Annotated in this window: 25 protein-coding genes; 14 read left to right on the forward strand and 11 right to left on the reverse strand. The window is 40.7% G+C overall.

All coding sequences use genetic code 11. The annotated features are described in order from the left end of the window. On the forward strand, nt 1–256 hold a 256-nt coding region (locus FCR06_RS30625; RefSeq protein ID WP_138506528.1), incomplete at its 5' end, for a pentapeptide repeat-containing protein. A gap of 143 nt (nt 257–399) precedes the next feature. Then, nucleotides 400–1,044 (forward strand): tyrosine-type recombinase/integrase, encoded by a 645-nt coding sequence (locus FCR06_RS30630; RefSeq protein ID WP_138506530.1) that lies wholly within the window; start codon nt 400–402, stop codon nt 1,042–1,044. Between the two features lie 11 nt (nt 1,045–1,055). Here FCR06_RS30630 and FCR06_RS30635 read toward each other — a convergent pair whose 3' ends face one another. The 11 genes from FCR06_RS30635 to FCR06_RS30680 form a co-directional block, all read right to left on the reverse strand. Further along, complete coding sequence (locus FCR06_RS30635; RefSeq protein WP_138506532.1) at nt 1,056–2,084, reverse strand: hypothetical protein; 1,029 nt, start codon at nt 2,082–2,084, stop codon at nt 1,056–1,058. Nucleotides 2,085–2,175: 91 nt separating this feature from the next. Then, complete coding sequence (locus FCR06_RS30640) at nt 2,176–3,210, reverse strand: protelomerase family protein (protein ID WP_138506534.1); 1,035 nt, start codon at nt 3,208–3,210, stop codon at nt 2,176–2,178. Between the two features lie 183 nt (nt 3,211–3,393). Next, nucleotides 3,394–3,900, reverse strand: coding sequence for a GIY-YIG nuclease family protein (locus FCR06_RS30645; RefSeq protein ID WP_223280365.1), 507 nt, complete (start codon nt 3,898–3,900; stop codon nt 3,394–3,396). Nucleotides 3,901–3,904: 4 nt separating this feature from the next. Then, complete coding sequence (locus FCR06_RS30650; protein ID WP_138506536.1) at nt 3,905–6,076, reverse strand: hypothetical protein; 2,172 nt, start codon at nt 6,074–6,076, stop codon at nt 3,905–3,907. After that, complete coding sequence (locus FCR06_RS30655) at nt 6,073–6,750, reverse strand: hypothetical protein (RefSeq protein WP_138506538.1); 678 nt, start codon at nt 6,748–6,750, stop codon at nt 6,073–6,075. Before FCR06_RS30655 ends, FCR06_RS30650 begins: the two co-directional genes overlap by 4 nt. Beyond that, entirely contained in the window at nt 6,743–6,931 is a 189-nt protein-coding gene (locus tag FCR06_RS30660) for a hypothetical protein (protein ID WP_138506540.1), read from the reverse strand. The genes FCR06_RS30655 and FCR06_RS30660 overlap by 8 nt, the downstream gene beginning before the upstream one ends. A 121-nt stretch (nt 6,932–7,052) precedes the next feature. Beyond that, on the reverse strand, nt 7,053–7,184 hold the full coding sequence (locus FCR06_RS34480; protein ID WP_262984726.1) for a hypothetical protein: 132 nt from the start codon (nt 7,182–7,184) through the stop codon (nt 7,053–7,055). Between the two features lie 153 nt (nt 7,185–7,337). After that, entirely contained in the window at nt 7,338–7,646 is a 309-nt protein-coding gene (locus FCR06_RS30665) for a hypothetical protein (protein ID WP_138506542.1), read from the reverse strand. After that, nucleotides 7,627–8,010 (reverse strand): hypothetical protein, encoded by a 384-nt coding sequence (locus tag FCR06_RS30670; RefSeq protein ID WP_138506544.1) that lies wholly within the window; start codon nt 8,008–8,010, stop codon nt 7,627–7,629. Before FCR06_RS30670 ends, FCR06_RS30665 begins: the two co-directional genes overlap by 20 nt. Nucleotides 8,011–8,077: 67 nt before the next feature. Then, nucleotides 8,078–8,698 (reverse strand): hypothetical protein, encoded by a 621-nt coding sequence (locus FCR06_RS30675; RefSeq protein ID WP_138506546.1) that lies wholly within the window; start codon nt 8,696–8,698, stop codon nt 8,078–8,080. A 3-nt stretch (nt 8,699–8,701) separates the two neighbouring features. Beyond that, nucleotides 8,702–9,070: a hypothetical protein gene (locus FCR06_RS30680; protein WP_138506548.1), complete on the reverse strand. Its 369-nt coding sequence runs from the start codon at nt 9,068–9,070 to the stop codon at nt 8,702–8,704. 308 nt (nt 9,071–9,378) lie between these two features. Between FCR06_RS30680 and FCR06_RS30685 the strand changes: the two genes are divergently transcribed. The 12 genes from FCR06_RS30685 (at nt 9,379) to FCR06_RS30720 (ending at nt 18,835) form a co-directional block, all read left to right on the forward strand. Continuing rightward, complete coding sequence (locus tag FCR06_RS30685) at nt 9,379–9,537, forward strand: copy number control protein (protein WP_223280366.1); 159 nt, start codon at nt 9,379–9,381, stop codon at nt 9,535–9,537. A gap of 82 nt (nt 9,538–9,619) precedes the next feature. After that, nucleotides 9,620–9,793 carry a DUF6888 family protein gene (locus FCR06_RS33185; protein WP_189523639.1) on the forward strand — a complete coding sequence of 58 codons (174 nt, stop codon included), beginning with the start codon at nt 9,620–9,622 and terminating at the stop codon, nt 9,791–9,793. Next, nucleotides 9,790–9,966 (forward strand): DUF6887 family protein, encoded by a 177-nt coding sequence (locus FCR06_RS33190; RefSeq protein WP_189523640.1) that lies wholly within the window; start codon nt 9,790–9,792, stop codon nt 9,964–9,966. Before FCR06_RS33185 ends, FCR06_RS33190 begins: the two co-directional genes overlap by 4 nt. Before the next feature lie 745 nt (nt 9,967–10,711). Continuing rightward, nucleotides 10,712–10,918, forward strand: a complete 207-nt coding sequence (locus FCR06_RS30690; protein ID WP_138506549.1) for a hypothetical protein — start codon at nt 10,712–10,714, stop codon at nt 10,916–10,918. Continuing rightward, on the forward strand, nt 10,915–11,100 hold the full coding sequence (locus tag FCR06_RS30695; RefSeq protein WP_138506551.1) for a hypothetical protein: 186 nt from the start codon (nt 10,915–10,917) through the stop codon (nt 11,098–11,100). Before FCR06_RS30690 ends, FCR06_RS30695 begins: the two co-directional genes overlap by 4 nt. Then, the gene (locus tag FCR06_RS30700; RefSeq protein WP_138506553.1) at nt 11,093–14,743 is read left to right on the forward strand and encodes a plasmid replication protein, CyRepA1 family; all 3,651 of its coding nucleotides are present in this window, start codon (nt 11,093–11,095) and stop codon (nt 14,741–14,743) included. The genes FCR06_RS30695 and FCR06_RS30700 overlap by 8 nt, the downstream gene beginning before the upstream one ends. Before the next feature lie 91 nt (nt 14,744–14,834). Continuing rightward, the gene (locus tag FCR06_RS30705) at nt 14,835–15,368 is read left to right on the forward strand and encodes a hypothetical protein (protein ID WP_138506555.1); all 534 of its coding nucleotides are present in this window, start codon (nt 14,835–14,837) and stop codon (nt 15,366–15,368) included. 29 nt (nt 15,369–15,397) lie between these two features. Beyond that, nucleotides 15,398–15,682 (forward strand): hypothetical protein, encoded by a 285-nt coding sequence (locus tag FCR06_RS30710; RefSeq protein ID WP_138506557.1) that lies wholly within the window; start codon nt 15,398–15,400, stop codon nt 15,680–15,682. A gap of 30 nt (nt 15,683–15,712) precedes the next feature. Beyond that, entirely contained in the window at nt 15,713–15,871 is a 159-nt protein-coding gene (locus FCR06_RS33195) for a hypothetical protein (protein WP_189523641.1), read from the forward strand. Between the two features lie 351 nt (nt 15,872–16,222). Then, entirely contained in the window at nt 16,223–16,714 is a 492-nt protein-coding gene (locus FCR06_RS30715) for a hypothetical protein (protein ID WP_138506559.1), read from the forward strand. Between the two features lie 795 nt (nt 16,715–17,509). After that, on the forward strand, nt 17,510–17,668 hold the full coding sequence (locus FCR06_RS33200; protein WP_189523642.1) for a hypothetical protein: 159 nt from the start codon (nt 17,510–17,512) through the stop codon (nt 17,666–17,668). A gap of 213 nt (nt 17,669–17,881) precedes the next feature. Then, the gene (locus FCR06_RS30720; RefSeq protein WP_138506561.1) at nt 17,882–18,835 is read left to right on the forward strand and encodes a pentapeptide repeat-containing protein; all 954 of its coding nucleotides are present in this window, start codon (nt 17,882–17,884) and stop codon (nt 18,833–18,835) included. Nucleotides 18,836–18,877 lie beyond the last annotated feature (42 nt).

Below are 18,877 nucleotides of genomic sequence, written 5' to 3' on the forward strand. Positions count from 1 at the left end.
AAAAGCATATCTATCTTTAACTAATATGATGCTTGCTAAGTTTCAAGATGCCAAATTGTTGGAAGCTAATATGTTGCGATCTAATCTTCAAGGAGCTAATCTTCAAGGAGCTAATCTTCAAGGAGCTTTTCTTCAAGGAGCTTTTCTTATAGGAGCTAATCTTCAAGGAACTAATCTTCAAGGAGCTAATTTTCAAGGAGCAGTAACGGATAATTTTATATTACAAACTGAGCCAATTTATAGAAATCCTAAATGATGTAGTGTTCGGTTTATTAACCAGACATCATATTATTCAAGAAAGTGGGGAATATCAGCGCGATAGCTAATCTTAGTCAAACAGTTATGCAAATCATGTGTAAAATCGTTGTAGACTAAGGGTTCCGGGTCTACAGTCTGCCAATGAAAATAAATCGACACGGACGCGCCAAAGTTCTAACGCAGTCAGAGATACAGCTAATTTTCAGTGATGGCTTAGACAATGATCGCGATCGCACTTTGTTCGGTGTCTGCCTGTTTAGTGCCTGTAGAATCCGTGAATGCTGTACGCTACAAACTCAAGATATCTACACACCCAAGGGAAACGTTAGACCGCAGTTTGTCATTAGAAAGTCAAACACCAAGGGGAAACTTGCCACTAGGGCCATACCAGTGATTGAAGACCTACGGCGTTTACTGGTTGAATACTACCCATTGGCAGGGGATGATTATCTGTTTCCCGGTCGCAGTAACGGACATATCAGCCATGACTCAGCAGCTAGGATACTGAAAACAGCTTGTCAGCAGGTAGATATTTTTGGAGTCAGTACCCATAGCTTCAGGCGTACCGCGCTCACCCAGATGAGTAACGCTGGCATCCCACTGAGAGTTATTCAGGAAATTTCGGGGCATCGGAATTTAGAGCAGTTGCAGAAATATTTGGAAGTGACTGACGAGCAGGTGTTGGGGGCGGCGGCGGCGTTGTCGATGCTCTCCCCAGTAGGGGGAGATGTCGGGAAATATCTGTTAGACGACATCACACAAATTGCGGCTACTGAGCAGGTGTAGCCCCGGTATCGCTACGTCACATCTTGCCCATCTGGTACAAGTGCAGTTAAATCGATTTCTAATTCAATTTTGCGACCATTCCCTTTACGATTATCGTAGGGGTTTAAATCGTGCTTGAGGTTGTGGTCATCAATTCGAGTTTGGTAATTCTCTAAAATTGCCTTGATGGTAGCTGGTTTACTTCCTGTGAGAGATTGAATGGCAGTTTGATTTATGTGCCATTTTTGGGCTTTCTCGGTGCAATTATTATTGTGTGTTTCCAGAGCGTATATGGCGCGTCTAGTTAATTCGTCTGCTCTGCCAGGATGGGTTTTGTAAGAGTCACTTTTTAAATCTTCTGTTGATACTGCTGTCAAGTCTTCTGAAGATTGCTTAACTTTACCAGTGATGGTTTTTGCGTACACATGGATTGCACGGCGCACAAAGTCAGCAAGTGTTATACCAGAGTGAGCTAAAGCGCTTTCTACCATAAGAGCCGTCTCTACATCCAGTTGCAAACTTGAAATATTTATATCATCAAGGGTGATTTGTAATCGTGTTTCAGTTTCAGTTTCAGTTTCAGTTTCAGTTTTAGTTTCAGTTTTAGTTTCAGTTTTAGTTTCAGTTTCAGTTTCAATTTCAGATAGCTGTTCAGAGCTTGGTTTTTCCCATTGAGCGAAATATTTAGAACGTTCGTCATCGCTTTTGATATCCCACCTATCTTGATTTGTGGTCACATACCAAAGTGAAAGATGCTCATAACGTTCAGGTTTATTTTTTCCAGCTTTGGTGAGATAGTAACCTGCTTTATTGTTCTCACTGGAAGGAAAAGCTTGTTCAATCGCATTCCTAAAAGCTGTTCGAGGTCGTTTAATACTGTTTTCGTTGGGAATTTCATCAATAATCGCTTGCCAATATTCCAAAGTTATTTCACGAATTACAGACTCTTCCTTTTTACCTTTGAGCTTTTTTACTAGTTCTTGCCCAAGCCTTTGACCATACATCAGTTGGCTTTCATCAGATTGTTTTTTGATAGAGTCTACAGTAGTTGTGTTCTTCATATACCTATACTAACCCTCTTGTTTATAAATATAATATACCTATACTATCCCTCTTATATTGCTTTGTCAAGAGGTTATGTATAGGGATTGATTAAACACGGGTAAGCGTTCCAGACTTGATTTCATAACGCTTGTAGGCGTTGATAGTGCTTTCATCGTCATCACCTAGCACAAGCTTTGCAAAGTCGATGAAGTCGTAGGGGTCAACGTTGCCATCATTCACAATTGCGGCTCTTAGATATGCGGCGCGAAACTTATGATAAGTACGCTCATCAGTTGGGAAAATGTCCCAGGATTTACAAGCTTCGTTTAAGGTTTTAGAAAAGCGTCGGTTTACTCGTTCCGGGTCTTCATCTTGCGGAAAACGCTTACCTTTTTCATCAAGCCACTGCAAGGCAAAACAGACCAATTCAGCACTTATTAGTGTAGGAATTTTAAAGATTACATCTCTGAGATGGACTGCCTTATCACCCTGCCTTATCTTGCGGGTTTTGCCTTTGAGTTGACCTTTAAAAGCAAGTTTGTAAGTGTCGATTTTTTCAAAGGTGGCTGATAGATGCACTTCTGCCATACGGCGGCCTGTTGCGAGTGCGACCGCACAGCTGACATCGAGCCAATTAGCATCCTGACCATTTTTGATATCAGTCAGAACATTGTGGGCATATTTGAGAGAGTTTGTAAGGTCAATTTCAATCCTATTTATTTTTTCCCTACGCTCTGTTACAGTCTCTCTGTAGCGTGAGTTTTGACGCTCTTTATAGCTTGCGAATTGGTAGCTAAGGGCATTGCCAAAATGAGTAATGATTGTTTTGACTGGATTGATTAAAGCATGATCTTTCAATTCTGTTTTTGCAGCAGTAAGAAGTGCTTTTTTCAATGCTGTAATCTGCCTTAATGCCGTGCCATACTCTTTTTCGTCTTCTGGGCGCGAGTCCGGGTAATTGATTTTTAAATTTTTGGTTTCAATAACTGCTAATCGCTCCCATCCCAAAAAATCACCTACACCTTTCTTTCTCTGGGTTAGCTTGTATGGGGCCAAAGCTTCAAACTGAGGTAGTAGCCAGCTTACACGCTCGTCAATATAAGTGTTTTCTAATTCATCAACACCCTTTAGTTCTCTAGACATCTCCCTAATTCCTTGGTTACTTTTAGAGAAAATTTATATATTTAGATAGTAAACAAGGAATAAGTAGATGTCAATACATTGTGACTTGTATAGGGATAAGTGTTTTGCTACCGAAGTTAACCGGATAGGCAATACACCGTTCTATAAATTGAAGGGAGGCTAACAACCTGCCTTAATTTTTGCTTACTTTTTCAATTGTCCTTGTGGCTGTATCACAGAGTTAGCTGATGAATTTGTCAATCTGCCAGCGATCGCCCCCACGAACAATACCCCGATCATGCTGAAAATGATTAGCTTAATTGGCAAGTCGCTAATGCTGAAAACATGAAGCGATCGCTTCTCAAACTCCCAATTAACCATCATCAATTGCACTGGATTAAAATCAAACCACTCTTGACTTTTGATTAACTCAACATTGCATTGGCTAAATTGTTGATGTAATTCGCCCTCTACCTCTGCCATATCCTCTACGTAAATAGTCTTGAGGATTTTCACATTACAAGGCGGTTGATTGCGATGAAAATTATCAAGTCGAGCTTCGGGATTTCTGGATAATCCAATTTTACATCTACGCAACCATGCACCAGGGATTAAGCCGTGATACCCCTCTGCCTCCATTAAATAAATAAATCCCGGCTCATGGTCATTTTTGGGCTGATAGATAATCGTCGAGATTTCATCAAAGTCCATATATTTATTTCCAGACTATCTTATTGCTAACTGTGCGTTTCTTGCACTCACAGCAGCGATATCTGTTATCGTTTTGTCGTTTCAAATTTGCGCTTCCACAGTGGGGACAGTGGGGACTTGTGCCAGATTGGTGATTACCCCCTATAGTCGAAATTGGTGGCAATCCTACCATTGTGTCAGCGCTTACTGTGCTTGCATTTGAGGTGCTACGTGCCAAAAAAGTGTCACTCGTGCCAGAGGACTTGGCAACCCTTGCCAGTCGCTTTGTCTGGTCTATTTCTTGATAGTTAAAACTCACCTTATCCAGATTGGGTAAAAAGTAAAGCTTGGGTGAGCGAGAGTCAACTATTAAAGCTACTCTTAACAATCTGGCATCGTCGGTAACTAACTCGTTTTTATGGTCGATGTATTCTTCGATAGCGTCTAAATTACGAGTTAACTTAGCCAAATTAGACTCGCTGTTTTTCCCCTTTCCGTAGGTATTTAGGTAATGTCTAATTTTGGGAATGCCAATGATAATTTCAGTAAACAGCGACCGATCATCATTGGTAAAACCTGGGATTTGTTTGGTCATCACTGATTGACCCGACACAATCCAGCCAATGTTATTATGACCAAACTGTTTGAGAATTTTCTTGAAGTTTTCGCCTGTTTCGTATGGTTCACTAGAAGAATTAAGGGTATTGTCTAACTCTTCCCATACCCAGATTTGAAAGTAGTTAGCTGCAAAATTGGGATTGTGAATACGGAATCTACCATCGTCTAGACAATCTTCAAAAGATTTAATAGCGGCAGTTGTGTCGCCATATTGAAGAAAAATATCAAGGGGATAACTAGAATCTTTGAGTGAACCGACAGCACCGGGATAACTCACATTTACTAAGGTGTGTGGCACTCTCTCACCCTTGCCAGTATTGCCGCGAGTGCAACCAGCTTTCAAAATTTCGCTAATCATCACCGCGCTTGTGGGAGTTTTCCCCATGCCCGGATCTGCTATCAGCCGATAACGAATTGGATGACTGACCACGTAATTAATAAACTCGTCAGCAGTCCCAAGCATCAACCTGATTTCATCTGCTTTGATAGCTGGTTCTACACGGTAACTCACCACAATACAGTCGGTTATTTCTAACTTGCGAACGCTGGTAATTTTGAATAATCCCAGTTTCTTAACCAGTACTTCTGAATGCTTGCTGATAGCTTCTACAATTGCTTTGGGGTGAACAGAGCGCGAATACCCATAACCCACATCTACAACGCCGTCAGGCTTCACATGGAAGCCTTTAACGTTTAAAGCTAACCTGATATCAGTAAACAAGATACGCGCTATCTCATTGGCGATTTTCCCGTTGATATCAAAGCCAAAGTCACCATACACGGGTTCTACTAAATCACCAAGTAATTGTTGCTGTAACTGCCCTACGCGCTCGTTTAGTAGCTCGATTTGAAGAAGGTAGTTTTGGCGCTCATGTGCGATCGCCTCAACTACCTCGTCTAAATTTTCGTTGTAGCTACTTGCCAAACTCTTGATAATTTCTGCTTTACTTTGATGCCCGTGGTGTACTTTCTCCGACCATGATTGCAGCCGTCTAAACAACTGCATAGCTTCAGAGGTAATAGAATCGTGTTCAGTGTAAATTTTTTCTAATTCGTGTGACTTGGCAACCTGAAAGCGTTTGTTAGCTTCTGTTTCTACTTGAGTTTTAAAGTTAAATTCCCATTGCTCAGTCTCACTTTCCAGATATTCAATGCGTTGGGCATCTTTTTGAGATTGGGTAGATAATTCATTTAACCTGGCTTGCAGTTGGGCGATTAAACCCGTGTTTTCTAGTTTGCTGTGACCTAGTGAGTTGATAGTATTCCGAGCTTCCTTAAGCTCATCTTTCAAGGATTCTAGAAGGCTTGTAGCGTTGGCTAACTTTGACTTGCTCCTTTCAAATTCCCTGATTATTTTATGGAGTGTTTCGCCTGCTTGTTTGTTCTTGGTTTCAGCATCGTTTAATAGTCTTTGTGATTTAGTATCCGCGATAAAGTAAGTAATAAAACTTGCTGGCAATGCTCCTACACCCAGAATAGAGATTAGTTTGGCTATATCGTTGGTGAACCCTCCAGAAGCAACCGCTATTACCGAACACAAGCTAAAAGCACTTAGCCCTAAGCCGTGAGATAATTTCATGATTTTACCTCTAGGTAATCACCCAACTGTGCTTTAAAGCTTGCCAGGTTTCCTTGTGACTCAACAGTTTTTAGCCGCAATTCCTCAGCTTTAATCTGTGCTTGCAATAGTTTTTGGTCAAGCTCATCTTTGCTATAAATGGAAATATTCGTATCGGCAATGGTCTTAACTTGGCTGACATCTAAAGCAACTGATTTTTGGGTAGTCACTTCTTTTTGATTAAGGTAATCCAAATAATTACCTTTGACTTTCTCAATCTCGGTTGCTGCTTGGATACCAGCACCAAAAGCTTTTGAGTGTTTACCAATGACAGTAAATTTCTCGCGTGTCAGGTCGAGCGCTGCACCTGTAAGTTTGAGCGCTCGTGTAGAACCCTCATAAATTTTCATTCCCTTATCAAACTGGCTTTGAGTTGCTTGTGGGAGAGTTACGTCCGGGTTTAAAGGGTCATTTATTCGGTAATCTTCTGGCTTAAAAGCTGGCATCATTCCTGATATCAAATCAGGAGTTACCGTCATCAAGCCAGGAATGCGGCTATCTATGGGGACAGTGGTAGATGTGGCAGATGTGGCAGATGTGGAATTATTAGTGCTAGATGTCGAGTTTTGTTTACGTCCTGCCAGCTTTTCTGCTACAGCTTGAGCCGCTGCTTTTGTAGTGTCAATTTTAGCCATTGTTGAAAAATTTTCTAACGCTGAGTAAAGATTGGTATTTAATTTCTAATTGCCTAAATGCCTTGTCGATTTCGCTAAATTCAAGTGCTAACTCTTCATCTAAGTCATATTTTTTCAGGACAAGATTTAGCTCTTTTTCGTCTGTTTTTGCACTTTGAATTTGATTATCTAATTCATCCATAAACCTTTGTGTACGAGAGGGATATGGGATAATTCATGAGTAATTAAGACACATCCCCAGGATGGGATTTTACAAGTGCGCGGGGGATGCCATCATTCCCCGCTTTTTTACACCCGTTTAATTAGCGTCTGCCTTCCCCCCTGTGGTGGGGTTCTGGCGGCGGGTTAGAGTGTTCTGTTGCGGCTACTGCTTTATGTGGATTGCTGGCGAAAATAGCAGGGATAGGCGTGATAAATCCAACCATAAGAGACATGGCTGTTAGGAGAGAGTAGAATTTCATTTGGTTATTACTTTGTAAAGGGTTATGACCGGGCGATCGCGTTTACTTTGGACGGTACGGCGATCGCTTTATGTTGGGAGTGAAAAGCGTTGCCGACTTTGAGCAGAACGGTGATAAATTCCACGTCTAGTTACTGTCGGCTTTCTTGGCGCGGTTAGTTTCTTTCATGAACCAAACCAGCAACTTTATAAGCTCAATCGTCCTATCTTTAGGTTCTTCAGCCTGCATCTGTCTGCAATCGAACGGTACAATTTCAGTCCACAGATATTCAAGAGAAGTCTTGGCATCGGCAACGTTTAAATCAGGTGCATAGCCTTGCTGTAAAAGCCCTTGATAGCTAGGATGTTTTTCAATTTTGTGCAGGACTTCAAAGGCTTCTTCTAGCAGTAGGATTAGTGATACTCGGTCATTCGATTTATGCTCTGCATTTTTCACTGGCATTCTCCAAAAATTTTGCAGATTCTTCCAGACCGCGATTAAAAGCTACTTGAGCAAAGCCAAACAGTAAATCAGACAAGCTAACATCTTGCCTTTCTGTCTCAGAAACTATGTATTCAGCTATCTTTTCTGAGGCTTCGAGTCTTGCGTTGGCAATCACATCTACCAATTGCTCGACCATAGATTTTTCAGTGAAATCTTTGATTTCTAGATCGAGAGAAGCTATTAATCTCTGAGCATTGAAAATTGTACTTTCTGGCGTAAACCCTCGCTTTAAAAGCGTTTGGTACTGCGGATCATTTAATACTTGGTCTAAAAGTGTGTGAGCCTGATTGAGTAGTTGCTGAAGCTGTTGGGTCATGGTGAGAATATTTTTTCTAGTAACGAGTTAGTGAAGTCCAGAGGAGACAGCAGAATGTTGATCCATCTCAGACGATTAACTTTTTTCCCAGTTCGGCGATGATGCCTTCAATTTCTTGGGTAAGGTCGGTTTCATCTGGGGTAACTTCTGGCTTTTGCACTGCTTGGCCAGTCAAGTCTCTAATCACTCCCAAATATCCTTGCTTTTGATTTTGCCAGCGCTGATTTAATTCCTCTGTTAGTTCTGCCTGACGAACGGCCAAATTATTGAGGATGAGTTGGTTCTTAACTTGGGCGATGGCATCGACGGCGGCGATTTCTTCACTGGACTGTTTTGCCAATTGCTCAATTAAAGTGAGTTGAGCGTGATTGCTTGGGCATTGGGTATTGGTGGTTAGATGTTGCTGTTGCCCTAGTAGAGATAGGGTATTTTCTGGCTGTTCTGTGGTTGGTTGAGATGTTTGCTGTATAGGTGTTTCGAGAGTTTCAGTTGGCAATTTTGGCTGAAAGTATGGGGCGATGGCTTCTAAATCTAATTCTGAAATCGCCTTTACAGTGTCGAAATCGTCAGGGCGAACATGGCTTAAAGCAAGTCTTAGTCCTTGCTCTGTGGTCACGTATTTTAGGCAAGCATCATGAATGCTGATTGTGTCTGCTGTTGGTGCTGTGGTTCTCTTCCGTGTTGCCATGATTTACGCTCTTTTTTGTAATTTCTGTAATTGCTGGAATGCTTGCTGATAGCGGTATCTAGAAAAATCGTTGGGGTTTTTGGCGATATACTGCTTTACCCGTTCGCCACGTCGTAGCTGTGCCATTAGCCGTCCTACTCTGCCTAAAACCCATGCTTGATAGGGCGACAAAGGCGACTCGCGGTCAAAACTGCCATCGTGGGTTTTGGGATACGCATCTCTGAAACTGGGAATTCTCCAGAAGGCTAAATTCTCCCAAGTGACCAAGGTCGAGCGGCTCACACCCAAGACCTCAGCTAAATATGTTTTGGTAGAGGGGAAATCAAGGAATGAGTCTAAGTCTGTAGAATGTTTGCTCCGTCTAGGTTTCATGGGTTGACTACAGTAATTAATGTGAATTAATGGTTAATTAGCTATCAATCGATAAATTAAGCAGCAAAATGTAACGTCTAATCGCTAAACCCCTTGTGTAATGAATCTTTGGGGTACTCGTAGGACGCTAATTAGTGGCTGGTTGTCGATCGATTGCTTCTTTAAGCTGAGTATAGCAACTGTATCCACCATATCCACTAGTAGGCATATTTGACATGCTTATGTTAATGTCCAACAGGATAAGATTGTTATATAGGTTATTTGTTTGACGTACTGGATATAGTGGACAAACAGGAGTTATATTTTGGATGAGCAAAAAAGATATGGCCGAGATTAGAGTTTTTGTTCCCCCTGAATTACGTCAAAAATTTAAAGGTAAATGCGTCACTCAAGGTAAAACCATGAGTGATGTTATTGCAGCTTTTATGGAGAAATACATTAAAGAAGATGATAAGGAACCAGCATGACCGAGGCACTTCCCAAGCGGCGATCGCGGCGGGGGGTAGTGGAGTGTGTCACTAGCCGAACAGACAGAATATTAATATTTCCATGCCTACAAGTGAACAGCTAAAAGCCTTTTTCATCAAATGCGTTACAGTCAGCAACTTGCTTCAAAGCATAGAGCTTGTCCGCTACGATGAACGCACCAACAGAATAGTGATGCTGGTTGGAGAAACAATTCAAGTAGAAATTCTTAGCAATGGGGAGACAATAACAGGATGACCGAGTACATGAGTTTGAATGAATCTGAACTGAGGAAATATGTAATCGCACATCCACAGGATGAAGAAGCATTTCAGCATTTCCTTAGCATCATGCGAGCAAAGCCAGGACGAGTAATTACAGCAACAAATGAACAATTTGAGGCTGAGATTAGGAAAAGGCTGGCATCATGAAAAAATTTACCGTTGAACTAATTCTAAGGGCGATCGCTTCAGGGGGAAGTAGCTTGTGAAGAGAGTACTGTACCTTATGAAAAATTTTTCATAAGGTCAAGTGAAGGCGATCGCAAAAATTAACAGAATTCTACTTGTAGTTTATATTCTCTTAGATATCAAACAGCGCCTATATATAGCAAATAGAGTAATTTAGGTAACAAAACTCTACTTTCAGTTGCAAGTAAATATTGCAAAAAACCCTACTCAGTAAGACTTTGCGCTCATACCAGTTGAAAATGTTGTAAGCTAGAAGTCAGTTTTTTATACCTTGCAAGTGACTGCCTGCTAGGTTATGACAGTACAAGAGGGTATGAATGTAGATATACCTAATAGAAGAGGGTTTATCTATACCTATACAAGAGGGCTTATAAATGACTATACAAGAGGTAAAGTTATGACTATATAAGAGGGTATGAATAGAAATTGAAAAAGAAAAAGCCTCCCATCGAGAACCGACAGAAAGCCAAAAATTTTACTTACTAATATCTTAAGTTGGTTCTCAACGATTTCGGGTAATTACAGGTAATATTATTGCACCTGAAGTACCACCAAATTGCTCTAAACCGTTTACTGGTATTGCTTGTAGCTCTTACGATTTCAGGTAATATTAGTCAACTCCAGATCAATAAACTCCAGTTTGCACTGAATTACTCGAAATCGTTCGATGGGAGGCGCTACACGATACAAAAAGAAGCGCCCAAAAATGAAAAAACCCCTCATAAATTTTGAAGAACAGCAGGGGTCATGTGAGACTATTCTACGACAAACTTTAACTAAAAAACAACTAGTCAAACAGATCCACTGTTATAGTCTCACAGACTGCCTAACCATTCTCAAAAACTCTGGCTACACAGGCGATACAGCAATTTTTATTCTCGCTAACTTTCAAACTTTGGAGGTGGAAGCGTGAGAGAAAATTGTCAGTTTTGCAACGGCGAATTTCGATTAAAGGTGACGTGCGATCGCCGAACGAAAACCAGATATTTAAGAGATGGCCACCTCCTGAAAAATTTTTCAGGAGGTCAAGTTGCATCTGTACTTCTCCAAGTTAAAGCCAACGTTAAGGCATTGATGGGGGTGACAAATGCTTAGTAGTCGCCCAATCCCCACGAACAAAAATAATCCTTGTCCAATCTGCGAGAACCTCACAGGAGCTTGCCGAGTTTTTGCAGATGATACAGTTTTCTGTCACGGGCTGGCAGATGCCCGAAAAGGCGAAAAGGCTAATGGCTATGTATGTGTAAAACCTAGCAATGGACATACAGCCACATTCAAACCTGATAATTCTCAAGAATGGACAGAAGAACGGCGGCGGGAATGGGAGCAGCGCAAAGCTTATCTACACCAGCAGGCCCAAGAGCAACACCAACACAAGCGAGAGAAAGCATTAGGTAATTGCGATCGCCATAAGCTTTACTCGGAAATTTTAGACGGTCTGCCACAAGATGAAAAATTAATTGCTGAGTTAGAGCAAAGAGGTTTCACCCCAGAAGAAATTGCTAATTGTGGGTTTAAATCTGTCACCAGATATCAACAACTACCAAGGGAGTTCGATAAACGCCTACCAGGGGTCACAGAGTCCGGTAACAAGCTAATTGTTAGCGGTGATGGTTACTTGTGTCCAATTCGAGATTTTGACGGGCGTATCGTAGCGTTACAGCTGCGGCTGTACAATCCTGGTGACGGTGGACGTTATCGATGGGTAAGCAGTTCAGAACAAACATTACCTCTTTTAGTGGGAGACAGCTTAGAGAATCCCTTAGCTGTATTTCATCCTGCCAAGCCTAAAGGAATTGCCTTTGTAGAAGGTACAGGTGCGAAACCGTTTCTAACTAGTAGGCGATTTAATTTATTGACCATCGGCGCGGCTGGTGGTCAGTTTGCTGTCAGTCCTAATCTTTTAAAAGATGATCTTGATAGGGCATTAGCTCAAACTGGAGGAGAGAAAAAGCTTGTCATTTTCCCCGACGCTGGAGATGTACAAAATCGGCAAGTCGTTGCGCGATTGAAACTCGTTACTGAATTATTGGATAATTTCGGATGGGATTTTCAATTTGCTTGGTGGGGTCAATTCACAAAAAATGATTGCGATATCGATGAGCTTAACTGCATTGAATATCCAAAAATACAGTACATTTCTGCCAAAGAATTTTTTGCGATCGCTGACCAACAGTTAAAGCTAGTTCTCACTCCTGACACAGGTACAGATAAAACTGAAGCCTTTAAGCCAACTGACCTAAATGATTGGAAGGAAGCATACGAGCTAAGGCGTAAGGATAGAGCTGGTTTTAAATTTACCCGCAACGCCCAAATAGTTGTCAAAGATGGGTTTTTACCATCTATCAAGCTTGAGGCTATTCAACCTGGAATCATTGGGATTAAAGGCGATTGGGGGATAGGAAAAAGCTTTTTAATCAGTTCATGGGGCAAAGAGTGGAAACATAAAATTATTCAGGTCGCACACCTAAACGCATTGCTGAGTAATACCGCTCCTAAATTTGACTGTTTTCATCATCGGGAATTAAAAGATATGCAGTTAGGTGTAACATCTGCACCTAGATTATCTATTACGGATATATCTTTAGCTGCAATGTTCGACCCGGAAAAATGGGCGAAGGGTGAAGCATTTATACTGATTCTTGACGAAATTGAGCAAGCTTTAAATTCAATCCAAACCAATAGCAACCTCAAAGGTAAGCTTCGTTTAAAAGCACGAATTAAGCTAGAGTGGCTGATCAAAAATGCTACTTATATTATTGCTAGCGACCGCGATTTATGCGATGAAACTCTCAACTACATTGAGCAAGTACGCGGCGATAATAATCAAGCTTTTCTTATTCATCATACGGGTAAAAAAGGGATTAACCGCCAAGCAATAGTGTTTAACTTTAACAAACGCAAGGATGAGGTACTCACTCAACTGATTAATGATGCAAAGCTTGGGGAAAAGATTATCATTCCTTGCGAAAACAAATCAGATTTATTAGCTATTGAGCTACAGCTACTAGAGGCTGGAATACCAGATAAATCTATGTTTTTTGCTCATGGTGACAATAGTAATGAGCCAGGTACTAAAGAGCTAATTGAGAAAGCTGACGAAATTTATACAGACTATCAGATAATCGGCTACACGATGACGATGGGAACAGCATTGAGTTTTGAGAAACAACATTTTGGGAAATGTTACGCTTTCTTCTCTGGTGACGTTCTTAGTGCAAATTCTCAAGCTCAAATGCTTTTCCGATATCGCCCTGAGTGCGACATCATAGTTTGGATTAATCCCAGACGCAAGACACTAGAAATTGAGCCTGATATTCTACTTAAAAATTTGGTAAAAAAGGTTCAAGAAACTGATGCTTTAATTGCATCGATTGACCAATTAGACGAGCTAATAGAACAGGGTATTTTACTCAATGCTAAAGGTGAAATTAGCCTTGAGGATCTGCCCTGGATTCACCACAAACTAAGCATTATTGCTCGTGCAAATGCCAGTAAAGCTAACCCGTTCCAATCGTTGCATGATTTATTGATTGAGGCTGGCTTCACCTTAAAGCTTGAATGTAATGACCACGAAGAACCACTAACGACGGATGAAGGCAACATTCACAAGGAACAGAAAAAAGAAATTAAGTCAGCTGAGGACAAAGCGATCGCTGATGCTGAACTTATGAGCGATCCAGAATTTCAATCAGCCATAATCAACAGTGGCAATCTGAAAAAATCGGAACGTGAACGACTTAAAAAAACACAGTTACATCGTGATACTGGTTTAGAAATTACACAGCCTATTGTCAAGTTGCAGCGCACCAAAAAACTTACACAAGGAGTAAAAACCCTTAAGGTATTGCTTGGTGATGAGGCTACATCTGTAGCCTATGACCTCACAGACCGAGAACGCAACCCAGATGTCTATGACCAAAAATTTTATGCGGCGAGGCGACGGCTACTTTGTGAGTTAGGTGTTCTCGAAATTTTGAATAAGTTAGGACAAGGATGGAGCTACACTAATGATTCTTCTGAAGTTGTGGCAATGGCAGACAAAGCACGAAAGCTTCGAGTCGATATCAAACGTCTGCTAGGATTTACAGTTTCGCTGGAGAAAAACAAGAAAGGCTCATTTAAAGTAAGCAATTCCGCAATAGTCGGAGCAATTCTTAATACCCTTTGTGTCGAACGTGAAAGCAAAAAAACTCGCACAGAAGGTAATATTTACAAGCTCAATCTTCAACACTGGGAAATGCTGCAAGAGATTATCGCTCACATGGACAGACAACCCCATACACCAACTTTGGCAGGGGTGATAGAGAAAGCACAAGCAGCAGCAAACCAAGATAGTGTTCTACACCCACAAAGCCTAGTAGAGGGTAAAATAGCACCAAGAAATGAAACGCTCGAAACGCAGTCACAATCAGCAGTTGAGGGCGTTCCACACCCTACTGATATCTCTTATATATATAAAAATTCCGAGGGTATGGAACAAAAGCCAAAGGATTGTGTAAAAAGTGCGTGGACTGGATTAAAACTGCGATTGCGACAAGGTTTAGAAGTAGCCGGTTTTATCTGGGGTGATTTTTACCGAGAATTGTCAGAAAAATTTGGGCAGGTGATTGGAACAGCTGAAAATGAGCCATTTTTTAACCCTTACCTATCTTGCTGGCATATTCCTGTTATCTTCCCCAATGGGTTAAGGTCTGTACCCTCCGATTGGTTAGAGGCAGTAGAAGCGATCGCCTGATATTGAGGGTCAAATTTCTATCCCCTCAATAAGCTCAATGCGCTTCCTTTGGGAATCTTAGGACTAATGAGTTGAGGGTTGAGGGTTTGCGATGCCAAAACGTTTAGATGAGCAATTACTGTCCAAAATTGAGCAACTTTACCTCGAAAATCACGCGGAAACCTATAGCACTTTAGCCGAGCGATTTCAAGTTGGGGTAAGCACCTTGGAAAGGGAAGGAGTGAAACGCGGCTGGGGAAGAAAGCGCGATCAGCAGAAAGCCCGCCGCGCTGATAAGTTAATTAAGCACTCAGTAATTCCTGTCCAGGCATTAGAAAAAATACATCCTAATGCTCTGGCAGAATTCGACGAGTTTAGCCAAAAACGACTTCTAAATATTGTTCAGAAAGGGTTACTCGTTTTTGAATCCGCGATTGATGAAAGCGTTGATAACCCGCGACTTCTTCCAAGTTTGGCTAGTGGGCTTGCCAAGCTAGTAGAGCTTCATCTAAAGCTGCAACCACTAACGGCAAGTGATTTGACTGAAAGATTGATTGCGCTTGACATTGGCCCAGATGAATTTCTACTTCAATTACGGCAGGAGAGAGAACGTTGTCGAAGTCTTAGCCCATCAACCATAAATTAAAATTGTGCATATTTTTGGAGTTTTACAACATGAGAAGCAGTGGCGAAAGGCATGAAGCTATAAGGGTTTTCCGAGAACTGAAAACTGAAGTTCAGAATGAGATTAAAAACGGGCGTAGATTTATTGATGCTCAGGCACGCGAGGAGCTAATTAAGAGCGACTTCTTTAGACCGAAATTTGAGCGGTTTTGGCAACTAAAACATGGTGAAGCCTTACCATTAGAAAGCTCACCAGAGCGTGTTTTAAGTGATGCTGATATCAAAGATTTTTTCAATCATACTACTGGTAAAAAGCTTCGCCCTTACCAGCAATAGCAAGCGTGAAACAATACTGTCTTAATTGTGATGGCACTGCCTCGACTGCCGTCTTCCCAATACCCCGCCTTGCTCATAGGCGGGGTTAATTTTGCGATTTTAGGCGGCTGTAGGGTATTGGTGATGGGAATGTACCTGAAAATTGCTGTAGGCGATTGTGGTGGGGGAGAGGAGCGATCGCCCAACTAGCCTATGAAATTCCGCAGATGGAGGGGAGCGACCGTAGTCACGCCTAGATTTTAGATTGGGGATTTTGGTTTTTGGTAGTCACGTTAGTATTTTGGTAGTCATGATAATTAATATCTATTGATAATTCATGCAAGTAAGAAAAAATTAAGAAAATTTTTGCTTACCAAGCTAAAACGCTTTATTGATAAGGTTTTCAAGAGCCAGTGTTGAGCAAGCATCTTGCTCGGTCGCGCCTTTTTATATAGGCTTGACTTTTTTTATTAATCACGATATATTATTGTTCCACTATTTAGTATTTTTGTACTATCTAATGTTAAATCCAATTTTTTATATAGTTGTAGAGGGTAAAAAATGGATAATTCAACATTATCAGCTTTAGCAGAAATAAGAAAACATTTAGTTCTTCAAGCTAAATTTAATAATCAAATTAAGAATATTTATCCTGATTCCTATGTTTATGCTATAAGAAAATCAGTACATCCAATATTTGAAGAAGAGATTTTAGATAATTTTGGTGATGAGAAGGAAAAATTAGCTCTTCATCCATTTTCTCAGATATATAGTATTAGTTACAACCAAGTTAATGAGGTAAATTTATTTTTAAATGAAAAACGAAATGATGAAAAAGATATTAAATTTAAAGATTTAGAAGAACATTATAAAAATAGATGGAATGTCACCGATATTCAAGATTGCTTAATAAAAATATGTCGTTATTTATATTTGTCTGATGCACTTGATAAAGCTTTTTGGAATAGTCTAATTTTAAATCATAGAGTTGAGATTTTACAAATTAATAAAGACTTTAAAATTTCAGAAGTTTTTCCATTTTTAAACTCTTAGTATTAGTTACGCCAAGGCTGGAAGCGATGACAATCCAAGCCCTGGAACAGGTAGAAGCCACGCTCCTAGAAGTTATGCCAGACCAAACTAACAAAGCATAACTATTGGGGCGATGATGTACCCGCTAGCGATGCCTTTGACGGGCGTAGCCATCGCTCTTGGCGGTCACACCATCGCCTGTCCCACTCCCTATACAAGAGGGTATAGCAGGTAATAAGTCACGCTGACTATCCCTAAACAAGAGGGTTAAGAAATAGCATTACAAGAGGGTATGAATGCAGATATCCCTAGACAAGAGGGATTAAGTATGTCTATACCAGAGGTTGAGTATGCAGATATGCCTAAACAAGAGGGTTAGATTATCCTATGACAAGAGGGTATGAATGCAGATATACCTATACAAGTCCTCTTGTAATGTTATATCCTCTTGTCTAGGGATATCTGCATTCATACCCTCTTGTAATGGCATAGTTTAACCCTCTTGTTTAGGGATATCTATACTTGTATCCTCTTGTCATAGGATAACTTAACCCTCTTGTTTAGGCATATCCGCATACTCAACCTCTGGTATAGACATACTTAATTCCTCTTGTTTAGGGATATCTGCATTCATACCCTCTTGTCATAAAATTGCTTAACCCTCTTGTTTAGGGATAGTCAGCGTGACCTGCTTGCTTACTTAATCCTCTTGTATAGGGATGTTGGCAGGCGATCGCGTCTCTACTCATTTGTGGATACACCACAGAGAAATTATTGAAATTTGACAAAGTACCTAGTAGTTAATCACAAAAAAAAATGACAAAAATAAAAATGTTATTAATCGTTTCGGTCTTGTCTTTCTCTGGCTATCTAGCAGTTATTCACCCTGATTTTCGCGATGATTTTGCAAAAGTGGCTATTGCTTGTATCGAAGTTTTACCCGATAAAAGCAAGAGTGAACGTGAGAACAAGTAGACTGACTGGCGGCTAACGCCGCTCTCACGACGACGGGCTAACGCCCGCGTCTCCAAAACTCTCGACTACCTTGGGGGTTGGTCAAGGGTTCTCTCGCTGTCACGCGCTTCGCAAGAGTCGCTGATCACACGATGGGGTTCTCGTACTGCTTGTTGGTAATTTCAAATGTGAGATGATTTTGTGAGATGATTTTCCAAATTGCCAAAATAAAAAATGCGTAAAAGTATCCGCTTAATTTTATTTGTCATCAGTATTTGTATTCTAATGATTATTGTTCATGCTGTAACTCTTCAATACTATCAACCTCCTCAAGGTCAACTTCAACAGAGTCAACTAAAACAGGGTCAACTAAAACAGTTGCTGAATGGTAATCGTGAATGTGTCGGATGTGATTTATCAGGAGTTAACCTTTCAGGAGTTAACCTTTCAGGGACTGATCTTTCAAGGACTAACCTCTCAGGGGCTAACTTTTCAAAGACTAAACTTATACAGGTTAAACTATTCGGTTCTGACCTTTCAAAAACTAATTTTTCAGAAGCTGACCTTTCAGGGGCTAACTTTTCGAGGGCTTACTTTTTAGGAGCTAACTTTTCTAAGGCTAATCTTTTAGGGGCAAACTTTTCAAGGACTGAGTTTGTTGGGGTTAATCTTTCAAAAGCTAATCTCTTAGGGGTTAATTTTTGGGGAGCTAATTTTAGTGGAACTGACCTTTCAGGAGCTAATCTTTCAAAGGCGAACTTATCACAGGCTAACTTCTTTTCCGGAACTAATCTTTCAGGAGCTAATCTTTCAAAGGCTAGCTTACCAGGGGCTAATCTTTCAGACGCTAATCTTTCAGACGCTAATCTTTCAGAGGCTTTCTTAGGAGGAGCAAACCTATTATCGGCAAATTTATCAAGAGCGAATCTATCAAAAGCATATCTATCTTTAACTAATATGATGCTTGCTAAGTTTCAAGATGCCAAATTGTTGGAAGCTAATATGTTGCGATCTAATCTTCAAGGAGCTAATCTTCAAGGAGCTAATCTTCAAGGAGCTTTTCTTCAAGGAGCTTTTCTTATAGGAGCTAATCTTCAAGGAACTAATCTTCAAGGAGCTAATTTTCAAGGAGCAGTAACGGATAATTTTATATTACAAACTGAGCCAATTTATAGAAATCCTAAATGATGTAGTGTTCGGTTTATTAACCAGACATCATATTATTCAAGA

Source organism: Nostoc sp. PA-18-2419 (genome assembly GCF_005869855.1).
Lineage (GTDB): Bacteria > Cyanobacteriota > Cyanobacteriia > Cyanobacteriales > Nostocaceae > Nostoc.